Raw genomic sequence first — 11,113 nt, 5'->3', positions numbered from 1 at the left:
GCAGGGTGAGACCGGGCGGCCGCGGACGGGTGCGGAGTGCGTCGTCAGGCCGCCCGGCGGCCGGACGAGCGCCCGCACGTGCCGCGCCGACGGCGTCGATGCACGACGACGACGCGGGTCCGGACGCCGTGCGAGTCCGCGGGACGCCGGCTGGGCGACGCCGGCCGGCGTTGCAGCACGTCGTCCCGCAGGTATCTGTCGCGCCGATAATGCACATTATGTCAACTGACGTGGCGCCGGCCTCCTCTCGCCGTGGCTCACGACCACCACGCCCGTGGCCGCGCCTCCTCCACCGCCGTCCAGCCGCGGTCGTCCGGACCGAGCCGGGTCACCGCGCCCCCGGCCAGGTACTCCTGCAGGGTCCGGACGGCGTCGAGGTGGCACGGCAGCCGGCGGTTGAGGTGGTGCCCGGCGCGCGGGACGACGGTCCGCGGCGTGCCCCGCCGCGAGTTCAGCCGGCCGAGCACGTCCAGGGAGCCCAGGTACTGCCGCACGTGGTGGACCTCTGCCGGCAGGCCGACCACCGCGCCGAACGTCACCACGTGCAGCCGGTCGAACCAGGCGTGCCCGTCGCCGTCCAGGTCGTCGACGAACTGCTCCAGGACGACGTCCAGCAGCAGGTTGCCCTTGCTGTGCCCGACGAGCAGCACCAGCTCCGGCGGGCCGGCCCGGAGGATGTCGCCCACCGTGGCGACGTCGAGACCCGGCACCGGCTGCAGGTGCCGCAGCGGCTCGAGGTCGCGGGCGGCCAGTGCCGCCGGCACCGCGCCGGTCAGGGTGACCCGCGTGGTCTCCATCCACTCCTCGAGCCACATCCGGGCCCGGTCGGCGGCGCCGAACAGGAACCAGCCGCCCAGCGCCTCGGTGGCCAGGTCGGTCAGGCCGTAGCCGGTCACCACTCCGGCGACGTCGGAGCCGATCGCGTCGGCGACGTTGCGGGCCAGCGCCACCGTGCCGACGACGGAGCTGCCGACCCCGGCCACGGCGAGGGCCCGGATCCGGTCGCCCTCGGCGTCGAGGAAGCGCAGCGCGGTCCGGTAGTGCCGCACCGCTCCCCTGCCGGTGGGCGGCACGACGACGACGCTGCCCTCGCGGTCGGTCAGCGGCGACAGCTGGGCCAGCTCCTCGGCCGACAGGCCGCCCACGTCGTAGAACAGGCTGTCCACGAGCGCGTTGCGCTGCTCGAGCGGGAGGAACGGCAGGTCGGCGACCACGGCGGTCAGGGGGTCTCGCGTGCTCATCGTCGGCTCCGATCGCTCGCCCGTCCGTGCCGGCCACCGTCCCGCACGCCCCGGCGGCCGGCCGCTGCCGAAGGTCCCGCGCGCGGCCGCTACGCCAGCGTGAGGACGTCGTAGTCGGCGAACCGCCGGTCGGCCGTGACGAGCACCATCCTGCGGCGCAGCGCCTGCGCGATGAGCACGCGGTCGAAGGGGTCGTCGTGGTGTCGCGGCAGCGCGCCGGCGGCCAGGCCGTCCTCGACGGTGATCGGCAGCGTGTCGAAGCCCTGGTCGTCGAGTTCCTCGGCGAGCCGGTCCGGGACGGACAGCTTGCCGAGTGCCGCCTTGATCGCCATCTCCCACGCCGAGGCCGCCGACACCGTGACCGCCGTGGCCGGGTCGGCGATCGCCGCGTGCATGGTCGGCGTCAACCGGGCGTCGCCGAACAGCCACCACAGCAGCACGTGCGTGTCGAGCAGCAGCGTCACGAGCCGGACTCGCCGTGGAAGGCGGCGATCAGGCTCTCCGGCGTCTCGTCGAAGTCGTCGGCGATGAACCCCTGCCCCCGCCACGCCCCCGGCTCCCGCCGCCGCCGGGCCGGGGCAGCAGGGACCAGCCGCGCGACCGGCTTCCCGGCCCGGGCGATCACCACGTCCTCCCCCCGCTCCACGGCCTCCAGCAGGCGCGACAGGTGGGTCTTCGCCTCGTGGACGTTGACCGTGTGCTCCATGCCCCCATGGTCCTTGGCTAAGTCTGGCTAAGTCAAGCGCGTCCGGAGGGTGACCGATGAGTCGGCGGCTGTGCGGGCGTCTGCCCTCAGACGAGTCCCCGGCCGCCCAGGAGGCCCTCCGTGCCCAGCACCGTCCGCCCGATCATCGTCACGCCCGACGTCGACCGGCTCCTCGCCTTCTACACCGGCGTCCTCGGCGCCACGGAGACGATGCGCCACCCCGACGACGGCCCGGTCCTCTACGTCGGCCTGCAGGTCGGCGACTCCGAGCTGGGCCTGTCCTCCGACGGCTCGGTCGTGCCCGGCGCCCCCGGCCGGATGCTGCTCAGCATCGAGGTGGACGACGTCGACGCGCTCCTGCCCCGGGTGACCGAGCTCGGCGGCGAGGCGCCCGGTCCGGCCAACGACATGCCGTGGGGCCAGCGCGTCGCGCACGTCAAGGACCCCGACGGCAACGTGGTGAACCTGACGCACACGCTCTGACCTGCTCGTACAGTCCTCGGCGTGGAGGCCGCCAGCAGCACGAGGGCCATCGTCCGCCCGGCGGCGATCCCCGACGTCTACCGGCTCGAGCGGCTGCCGCCGTCCGCCGGCCTCGCCGACCTCGTCGCGGTGTTCTGGCGCGTGACCTGGGACCTGCCGCCCGGCACGAGCCATGAGTCCCTGGTGCTGTCCTATCCGGCGGTGAACCTCTCCGTCGAGCCCGACGGCGTGTGGGTCACCGGTCCGGTGTCGGGCACCTACCGGCGGTCGCTGGCCGGGGCGGCCACCGTCACCGCGGTGCGGTTCCGGCCGGGGTCCTTCCGGGCGCTGGCCGGCCGGCCGGTCCGCGAGCTGCGCGACCGGGTGGTGCCGGCCGCCGACCTGCTCCCCCTGCCGGCCGACCTGGCCGGACGGGTCGCCGGGGCTGCGGGGCTCGCCGCGGCGCGGGCGGTGCTCGAGGAGTGGCTCGGCGCCCTGCCGCACTCCCCCGTCGCCGACCGCGCCGAGCTGGAGGCCGCCGTCGCGCTCATCGAGTCCGACCGGTCCATCACCCGCGTCGACCACCTGGCCGAGCGGACCGGCTTCGGCGTCCGCCGGCTGCAGCGGGCGTTCGCCGACGTCGTCGGCCTGCCGGTCAAGCAGCTGATCCGCGCCGCCCGGCTGCGGGAGGTCGCCGAGCGGGCCCTGGTCGGGGAGGTCGACTGGGCCGCGGTCGCCGCCGAACTCGGCTACAGCGACCAGGCGCACCTGGTGCGCGACTTCACCGCAGCCGTCGGCACTCCCCCGGCCCGCTACGCCCGCGAGGTCCGCGGCTGACCGGTGTCGCGTTCCTCCAAGACCGACGACCCGGTGCGCTCCTAGCCTCGCCGCCATGACCGCCACCGACACGCTGCCCGCCCTGTACGACCGGCTCGCGGAGGCGGCCGGCGTGGCCCGCCGGGTCGCCGCGGGGGCCGCCGGCGCGCTCCTGGACTCCCCCACCCCGGACGGCGACTGGGACCTGCGCGCCCTGGTCGACCACTGGGTGCTCTACAGCGCCCACGGCCTGGAGTGCCGCGCCCGGCGGGTGCCGATCCCGGAGGAGCTGACCACCCGCGACTTCGCCGCCGACCCCGACTGGCCGCAGCGCTACGCCGACCAGCTCGACCGCGCGCTCGCCGCCTGGCGCGACCCCGCCGCGTGGCAGGGCGACGTCGACCTCGGCGGCACGGCCGTTCCGGCGGAGACCGTCGCCGGGATGCTGGTGAAGGAGCTCGTCGTCCACGGCTGGGACGTCGCCCGGGCGACCGGCCAGCAGGTCGAGGTGGGCGAGGAGACCGCCCGCCTCGTCCTGGACCTGGTCGTCGAGCACGGCCCGCTGTTCCGCCAGTACGGCGGGTTCGCCGACGAGCTGCCGGTGGACGACGCGACGCCGACCTTCGAGCGGGCGCTGCGGCTCTCCGGCCGCGACCCCGGGTGGCGGCCCTGACCGGGCTCAGCGGCTGGACACCGCCACCCGGACACCGAGGGCCACGAGCACCGTGCCGCTGACCGCCTCGAGCCGCCGGCGGATGCGCGGGCGCCGGAACCACGTCCCGGCGCGCGCGACGCCGGCGGCCAGCGCCAGGTAGAGCCCGGTCTCCAGGGTGATCTGCAGCAGCCCGAGCAGCGCGGTCGTGGCGAACACCGGGCCGTCGGCGGGGACGAACTGCGGATAGAAGGCGATCATGAAGACGGCCGCCTTCGGGTTGGCCAGTTGCACGAGCAGGCCCTCGCCAAACGACGTCCACCAGCGCCGGCCGGCCGGGGGCGGCACCGGCGCCGGGACGTCGGGCCGCCCCCGCTCGCGCCACGCGGCCCGCCAGGCCCGGACGCCGAGCACCAGCAGCACCGCGGCGCCGACCACCCGCAGCACCAGGTAGCCGATCTCGGAGGCGGCGACCAGCGCGGCGAAGCCGGCCCCGGCGAACAGCGCCCACAGGTACAGGCCCAGCTCGAGGCCGAGGACGGTGGGCACCGCGCCGGCCAGCCCGCGCAGCGCCGCCCGCCGGAAGATCAGCGCCATCGCCGGCCCCGGTGAGGCCGAGATGAGCAGGACCGCCAGCACGAAGGCCGGCAGCGAGGAGACGACGTCCACGGCCGGATGGTGACAGCCGCGGCGCCCGCGGGTCGACGCCTTTCCCGAGGGCCGTGGCGTGGCCGGTCACTCACAGGCGGGTGCGGTTGACTCGCCGCCGTGGACGCCGTCGCACGCTTCTGGACCCGGGTCACCACCCCCGTGCCCGACCTGCCCACGGCGGTGCTGGTGGCCGCCCTGGCCGCGGCCGCGGTCGTCGTCCTCTCCCCCGCCCTGTGGCGCCCGGCCCGGACCGTCGTGACCATCGCCCACGAGGGAGCGCACGGACTGGTGGCCCTGGCCGCCGGCCGGCGCCTGTCGGGCATCCGGCTGCACTCGGACACCTCCGGGCTGACCGTGTCGGCCGGCCGTCCCACCGGCCTGGGCATGGTGCTGACCTGCGCGGCGGGCTACACCGGGCCGGCGCTGTTCGGGCTCGGCGCGGCGGCGCTGCTGGCCGGCGGGCACGCGGTGGGGCTGCTGTGGGCGCTGCTGGCCCTGCTGGCGCTGCTGCTGGTGCAGATCCGCAACTGGTTCGGGCTGTGGGCGGTGCTGGTCACCGCAGCGGTGCTGATGGCGGTGACCGCGTGGCTGCCTCCGGACGGGCAGGCCGCCTTCGCCGCCGCCGGGACGTGGTTCCTGCTGCTCGCCGCCCCGAAGACCGTGCTGGAGCTGCAGCGCTCGCGCCGCCGCCGGGGCGCGCCGGACTCCGACGCCGACCAGCTGGCCCGGCTCACCCGGCTGCCCGCGGTGCTCTGGGTGGGGGTGTTCCTGCTGGTCGACGTCGGCGCCCTGCTGCTGGGCGCCTGGTGGCTGCTCGGCTGACCGCAGTGCCGCCCGTCGGTCCCCGCGGAAACCGACGGGGTGGGGAGCGCCGGCCCACGCGGGGACCGGCGGCCGCGCCGGCTACTTGCGGGCGCGCCGCCGGGGTGCCGCGCCGGCCGGCTGGTGCACCGGCTCGACCGGCGGTGCGGGCGGGATCGGGGCCACCACCTCGTCCTCGGCGACGGTCAGCCGCCGGCCGTGGTGGTGGACGTCAAGCGGCTCCCCCTCCGACAGCCGGTAGCCGGCCTCGGTCGGCGTCACCGTCACCATCAGGCAGCGGCCCTGGTAGTTGAGCCGGAAGCGCAGCCGGGTGAGCCCCTCGGGCAGCCGGGGGGCGAAGGTCAGGTGCCCGTCGTGGTCGCGCATGCCGCCGAACCCGGCGACCGCGACGGTCCAGCCGCCGGCCAGCGCGGCGATGTGCAGCCCGTGCCCGGAGTTGCCGTGCAGGTTCTGCAGGTCGGTGAGCGCGGCCTCGCCCCAGTAGTCGTGGGCGAGGTCGAGGTGGCCGGTCTCGGCGGCGACCACCGCCTGCGGCGCCGCTGACAGCGAGGAGTCGCGCACCGTCCGGGCCTCGTAGTAGGCGAAGTCGGCGACCTTCTCCTCGTGGCTGAACGCGTCGCCGCGCAGGTGCAACGCCATGACCAGGTCGGCCTGCTTGACCACCTGCTTGCGGTAGATGTCGAAGTACGGGTAGTGCAGCAGCAGCGGGTAGCACTGCGGCGGCGTGTTCTCGAAGTCCCACTCCTCGTGGTGGGTGAAGGCGTCGGACTGCATGTGCACCCCGCGCCGGGTGTCGTAGGGCACGGCCATCAGCGCCGCGGCCCGCAGCCAGGTGTCGACCTCGGCGTCGCTCACGTCCAGCCGCCCCGCGACGTCCGGCTGGCGCTTGACCGCCGCGGCCGCCTCGCGCAGGTTGCGCTGCGCCATGAGGTTGGTGAAGACGTTGTTGTCGACCACGGCGGTGTACTCGTCGGGGCCGGTCACGCCGTCGATCCGGAAGCCGTGCTCGTCGTCGAAGTGCCCCAGGGAGGCCCACAGCCGCGCGGTCTCGATGAGCAGCTCCGCGCCGTGGTCGCGGTCGAACTCCTCGTCGAGGGTGGCGTTGTGGTACCGGACGACGGCGTCGGCGATGTCGGCGTTGATGTGGAACGCCGCCGTCCCGGCCGGCCAGTAGCCGGAGGTCTCCTCGCCGCGGATGGTCCGCCACGGGAACGCCGCGCCGTGCAGGCCCAGCACCCGGGCGCGCTCGCGGGCCAGGTCCAGCGTCGAGTGGCGCCAGCGCAGCGCGTCGCGGGCCGCCTCCGGGGCGATGTAGGTCAGCACCGGGAGGACGTAGGTCTCGGTGTCCCAGAAGGTGTGGCCGTCGTAGCCGGGGCCGGTCAGCCCCTTGGCCGGGATCGGCTGCCGCTCGGCCCGCAACCCGGCCTGCAGCACGTGGAACAGGCCGACCCGCACCGCCTGCTGCAGCTCGTCGTCCCCCTCGACCTCGACGTCGGCGTGCGCCCAGTGCGCGTCGAGGACCTCGCGCTGCTCGCGCACCAGCTGCTCGAACCCGGCGAGCTTCGCCGTCGCCAGCGCGCCCTCGACCTGGTCGCGCAGCGCCGCCGCCGACCGCCGGGAGGACCAGCCGTAGGCCAGGTACTTGACCATCGTCACCGCCGACCCCTGGGGCAGCCGCGCGGCGAGGGTGAACCGGGCGAGGTCCTCCCCCGCCTCGATGTCCCCGGTCGAGCTGTCGGGCACCTCGACGACGTGGTCCATGCCGGCGGCCATGCGCAGCCGGCTGCGGCGGGTGCGGTGCACCAGCACCGCCCGCTGGCCGCGGGCCACCGCCATCTCGCTGACCAGCGGGTGGGCCAGCGCCGCGGCCGCGCGCGGGTCCTCGGTCTCGCTGCCGCTGTCGACCGGCTCGTTGGCCAGCAGGTCCGACTGCAGCGCGATGTAGAGGTCGCCGCGGCCGTCGGTGCACTCGACGCGGTACTCGGTGGCGGCGATGGAGCGGCGGCGCAGCGAGACCAGCCGGGTGCTGGTGACGCGGACGGTGCGCCCGTTGGGCGAGCGCCACTCGGTGGTGCGGCGGAGCAGGCCGCGGCGCAGGTCGAGGGTGCGGCGGTGCTCGACGATCTCGCCGTAGTCCAGGTCGAGCGGGGTGTCGCCGACCAGCAGCCGGATCAGCTTGCCGTCGGTCACGTTGACCACCGTCTGCCCCTGCTCGGGGAAGCCGTAGCCGACCTCGGCGTAGGGCAGCGGCCGCTCCTCGAAGAAGCCGTTGAGGTAGGTGCCCGGGACGACGATGGGCTCGCCCTCCTCGAACGAGCCGCGCATCCCGATGTGCCCGTTGGCCAGCGCGAACACCGACTCGTGCACGGCCAGCGAGGCGTGGTCGAGGCCGATCTCGGTGAGCGCCCACGGTTCCACCGGGAAGCTGGGCCGTCCCTGGGTCATGACCGGTCCTCCAGCAGCTGGGCCAGGTCGGTGACGACGACGTCGGCCCCCGAGGCCCGGAGCCCCTCGGCCTGGCCCACCCGGTCGACGCCGACGACGTGGCCGAACCGCCCGGCCCGGCCGGCCGCCACCCCGGCGAGGGCGTCCTCGAACACCGCGGCGGCGGCCGGGTCGACCCCGAGCTCGCGGGCGGCGGCGAGGAAGGTGTCCGGCGCCGGTTTGCCGCGCAGCTGCTGGTCGGCGGCGACCACGCCGTCGACCCGGGTGTCGACCAGGTCGGCGAACCCGCCGGCGGCCACGACGTCGCCACCGTTGCGGGAGGCGGTCACCACGGCGGTGCGCAGCCCGGCGTCCTTGACCGCCCGCAGGTAGCGCACCGAGCCGGGGTAGACCTCCACGCCGTGCTCGGCGAGCTCGGCCAGCACCAGGTCGTTCTTGCGCCGCCCGACGCCGTTGACCGTCTCCGCGTCCGGCGGGTCGTCGGGCGTGCCCTCCGGCAGGGTGATCCCGCGGCCGGCGAGGAAGTCGCGCACCCCGTCGAGGCGGGGCTTGCCGTCGACGTAGCGGTTGTAGTCGTCCTGGGTGAACTCCGGTGCCGACGGGTCGTGGCGGTGCAGGAACTCGTCGAACGTGCGCTTCCAGGCCGCCATGTGCACCGTCGCGGTCCGGGTGAGGACGCCGTCGAGGTCGAACAGGCAGGCGCGGATGGAGTCCGGGAGTCCGAGCACGTCCCGACGCTACCGGCGCCCGGGGCCGCGCGTCGGTCGGGAAAGCCCCTGTTCACGGGTGGGCCACCCCGCCCCCGGCCCCCTGAGGGGTCGCCGCGGCCCCGTCGAGGCGCTCGCCGCGAGCTCGCGAGCGGTGAGGAGGACGGGGTCCTTCTAGGGTCGGCGACGGACGCGGGACGCCCGTTCCGCGCGACCGAGGAGAGGAGAACCATGGCTGCCCGCCCGACGCCGCCCAACCCCTTCGACTTCCTGCCGCAGGTCCCGGGCTTCCAGGTGACCAGCACCGACTGCCGCGATGGTGAGCCACTGGCCACGCCGCACGTCAGCGGGGTCATGGGCGCCGGCGGCGAGGACCGCTCCCCCCAGCTGTCCTGGTCGGGCTTCCCGGAGGGCACGCGCAGCTTCGCGGTCACCGTCTACGACCCGGACGCCCCCACGCAGAGCGGCTTCTGGCACTGGGCGGTGGCCAACATCCCGGTCACGGTGACCGAGCTGCCCAGCGGCGCCGGCGACCAGGCCGGCTCCGGCCTGCCGGAGGGCGCGGTGCAGCTGCGCAACGACGCGGGCTTCCCCGGGTACGTCGGCGCCGCTCCCCCGGCCGGTCACGGTCCGCACCGCTACTTCGTCACCGTGCACGCCGTCGACACCGAGGCCCTGGACGTCACGCCCGACACCACGCCCGCCGTCCTCGGCTTCAACCTGTTCGGCCACACACTCGGACGGGCGACCCTCGTTGCCACCTACGAACAGGGGTGACCACATCGAGTGAACAACACGCAGTCGGTGCTTGAGAACTGCAGGTTCTCCCAGGTGAGCGGCGCACCATGACCCCATGCCGGCGGCCGCGTCGCACCGATCCGGCCTCGGGCGCGCCCGCAGCACGGCCGCGGCCGTGGTCCTCCTGGTCACCGCCCTGCTCCTGGCCGCGCAGCCGGCCCGGCCGGCCTCCGCCGCCGGCGACCCCGCCGCGGAGGCGGTCACGGCGGCCGCGGACGCGTTCGGGTCGACCGGCACGCTCGCCGTCGTCGTAGCGCCGCAGCAGAGCCCGCTCACCGGCCTGACCGCACGGGCGGTCGAGGCGCGGACCGCCCGGCTCGTCGCCGCCAGCGCCGACAACGGGCAGGCCGACCGGGTCTTCCCGACCGCGTCGCTGGTGAAGCTCTTCCTCGCCGAGGGGGTCCTCCGCCGCGCCCGCGCGGGCCAGGTGACCCTCGGCCCGAGCGACCTCGCCACGCTGCAGCGGATGATCGCCCGCTCCGACGACGCGGCCGCCTCGGCGGTGTGGGTGCGTTTCGGCGGCGTCGGCCTGGTGCGGGAGGTCGCCGCCCGCTACGGCCTGACCCGCACCGCGCCGCCGCGGGTGGCCGGCGAGTGGGGCGAGGCGACCACCACCGCCCGCGACCTCGCCCGCTTCCTCGCCCTCCTGCCCGTCCTCCCCCACCCGGACGACGTCGCGACGCTCACCGGCTGGATGCGGGAGGCGACACCGGTGGCCGCGGACGGCTTCGACCAGCAGTTCGGCGCCTTCGGCACGCTGCCCGGGACGCCGGCGGTGAAGCAGGGCTGGATGTGCTGCGTGGGCGGCCAGCGGCACCTGCACTCGGTGGCCGTCCAGGACGGTCAGGTCGTCGTGCTGCTCAGCGAGGTGCCGCGGTCGGTCGGCTGGAACGCCGGCCGGGCCGCGCTGACCGCCGCCGCCGAGGCGATCGCGGCGGTGCCGCCCGCGTCCTGAGCCGCGGAGACCGTCGTGCCCGGCGCGGGTCAGTCGTCGGCGGCGGGCGGGCCGGCCACCCCGACGGTGGCCAGCCGGGCGAACCCCACCCGCTCGTACACCCGCGCGACGTCGTCGTCCCCGGCGACCAGGAACACCAGGTCGGCGGTCTCACGGGCGTGCGCGGCCAGCGCCGAGGCCACCCCCGCCCCCAGGCCGCGGCCGCGGAACCGGGGCAGCGTCGCCACGCCGGTGATCTCGCTGACCTCGGTGCCACCGCCGACGTCGAGGGGGTGGTGGGCGCCGACCGCGACCGGGTCGGAGCCCTCGACGGCCACCATCATCACCGTGCGCCCGCTGGCGATCCGCTCCCGCAGCACCGACGTCCGCGGCTCCTGCGGCGTCTCGGCGACCGGCTCCTCCCCCACGTCGGCGCGCGGGCCGGGGTGGGCGAAGGCGATCGACGCCAGCCGCTGGTAACGGGGCAGCGCCGGGTCGTCGGCGCCCACCAGGTAGAGCCGCACCCCGTGCGGCAGCAGCAGCTCCACCGGGTCGGCGGCGACCAGCAGCGGGGACTCCTCGACGACCAGGCCCGCCTCCCGCGCCGCCGCCGCGGCTGACGGCGCGCGCTCGCAGACCCACTCCAGCGCCACCGGCAGCCCGGCCTGCTGCTGGACGGCGACCGCGGCGCGGACGTCGTCGGCGGTGACCGTCTCCCCCGCCCGCGGCCGCGCCGGGTACGGCCACTCCGCGGTGCCCACCGGCACGTCGAGGGCGCCCGCGGCCTGGATCCGCGCATCGGGGAGCGGCGCGGCGGCGAAGTACCGCTCGATGCAGTCGAGCAGCCCGGGAGACGGCGGCACACCGGCACCCTAGACG

At 75.9% G+C, this 11,113-nt stretch carries 13 protein-coding genes; 6 read left to right on the top strand and 7 right to left on the bottom strand.

All coding sequences use genetic code 11. The features are described 5' to 3' along the window. Positions 1–257 precede the first annotated feature (257 nt). The 3 genes from ACI789_RS12460 to ACI789_RS12450 all read right to left on the bottom strand — a co-directional run bounded on the left by ACI789_RS12460 (position 258) and on the right by ACI789_RS12450 (position 1,947). Positions 258–1,241, bottom strand: a complete 984-nt coding sequence (locus ACI789_RS12460) for a hypothetical protein (RefSeq protein WP_457009399.1) — start codon at positions 1,239–1,241, stop codon at positions 258–260. 89 nt (positions 1,242–1,330) lie between these two features. After that, on the bottom strand, positions 1,331–1,705 hold the full coding sequence (locus ACI789_RS12455) for a type II toxin-antitoxin system VapC family toxin (RefSeq protein ID WP_457009397.1): 375 nt from the start codon (positions 1,703–1,705) through the stop codon (positions 1,331–1,333). Next, on the bottom strand, positions 1,702–1,947 hold the full coding sequence (locus ACI789_RS12450) for a type II toxin-antitoxin system Phd/YefM family antitoxin (protein WP_457009395.1): 246 nt from the start codon (positions 1,945–1,947) through the stop codon (positions 1,702–1,704). The genes ACI789_RS12455 and ACI789_RS12450 overlap by 4 nt, the downstream gene beginning before the upstream one ends. 120 nt (positions 1,948–2,067) lie before the next feature. On the opposite strand from ACI789_RS12450, the gene ACI789_RS12445 reads away from it, so the two are divergent. From ACI789_RS12445 to ACI789_RS12435, 3 genes are read left to right on the top strand one after another with little or no spacing between them, the layout of a single operon-like run. After that, the gene (locus ACI789_RS12445) at positions 2,068–2,430 is read left to right on the top strand and encodes a VOC family protein (RefSeq protein WP_457009393.1); all 363 of its coding nucleotides are present in this window, start codon (positions 2,068–2,070) and stop codon (positions 2,428–2,430) included. 21 nt (positions 2,431–2,451) lie between these two features. Then, positions 2,452–3,246: an AraC family transcriptional regulator gene (locus ACI789_RS12440; RefSeq protein WP_457009391.1), complete on the top strand. Its 795-nt coding sequence runs from the start codon at positions 2,452–2,454 to the stop codon at positions 3,244–3,246. Between the two features lie 55 nt (positions 3,247–3,301). Beyond that, positions 3,302–3,898 (top strand): TIGR03086 family metal-binding protein, encoded by a 597-nt coding sequence (locus ACI789_RS12435; RefSeq protein ID WP_457009389.1) that lies wholly within the window; start codon positions 3,302–3,304, stop codon positions 3,896–3,898. 6 nt (positions 3,899–3,904) lie between these two features. Here the strand turns inward: ACI789_RS12435 and ACI789_RS12430 are convergent, their stop codons facing one another. Further along, positions 3,905–4,546 carry a LysE family translocator gene (locus ACI789_RS12430; RefSeq protein ID WP_457009387.1) on the bottom strand — a complete coding sequence of 214 codons (642 nt, stop codon included), beginning with the start codon at positions 4,544–4,546 and terminating at the stop codon, positions 3,905–3,907. A gap of 99 nt (positions 4,547–4,645) precedes the next feature. Here ACI789_RS12430 and ACI789_RS12425 point away from each other — a divergent pair, with 99 nt between their 5' ends. Further along, on the top strand, positions 4,646–5,350 hold the full coding sequence (locus ACI789_RS12425; RefSeq protein WP_457009385.1) for a M50 family metallopeptidase: 705 nt from the start codon (positions 4,646–4,648) through the stop codon (positions 5,348–5,350). An 81-nt stretch (positions 5,351–5,431) separates the two neighbouring features. On the opposite strand, the gene ACI789_RS12420 is transcribed toward ACI789_RS12425, so the two are convergent. Continuing rightward, on the bottom strand, positions 5,432–7,795 hold the full coding sequence (locus ACI789_RS12420; RefSeq protein WP_457009383.1) for a glycoside hydrolase family 65 protein: 2,364 nt from the start codon (positions 7,793–7,795) through the stop codon (positions 5,432–5,434). Beyond that, positions 7,792–8,523 (bottom strand): HAD family hydrolase, encoded by a 732-nt coding sequence (locus ACI789_RS12415; RefSeq protein WP_457009381.1) that lies wholly within the window; start codon positions 8,521–8,523, stop codon positions 7,792–7,794. The genes ACI789_RS12420 and ACI789_RS12415 overlap by 4 nt, the downstream gene beginning before the upstream one ends. A gap of 210 nt (positions 8,524–8,733) precedes the next feature. Between ACI789_RS12415 and ACI789_RS12410 the strand changes: the two genes are divergently transcribed. After that, positions 8,734–9,279 (top strand): YbhB/YbcL family Raf kinase inhibitor-like protein, encoded by a 546-nt coding sequence (locus ACI789_RS12410; RefSeq protein WP_457009379.1) that lies wholly within the window; start codon positions 8,734–8,736, stop codon positions 9,277–9,279. A gap of 76 nt (positions 9,280–9,355) precedes the next feature. After that, on the top strand, positions 9,356–10,255 hold the full coding sequence (locus ACI789_RS12405) for a serine hydrolase (RefSeq protein ID WP_457009377.1): 900 nt from the start codon (positions 9,356–9,358) through the stop codon (positions 10,253–10,255). Positions 10,256–10,284: 29 nt separating this feature from the next. On the opposite strand, the gene ACI789_RS12400 is transcribed toward ACI789_RS12405, so the two are convergent. Then, a complete protein-coding gene (locus ACI789_RS12400) occupies positions 10,285–11,097 on the bottom strand; it encodes a GNAT family N-acetyltransferase (protein ID WP_457009375.1) in 813 nt (270 codons plus the stop codon). Positions 11,098–11,113: the final 16 nt, after the last annotated feature.

The organism is Geodermatophilus sp. SYSU D00965 (assembly GCF_054050075.1).
This window is presented reverse-complemented; position numbering and strand designations above follow the sequence as displayed.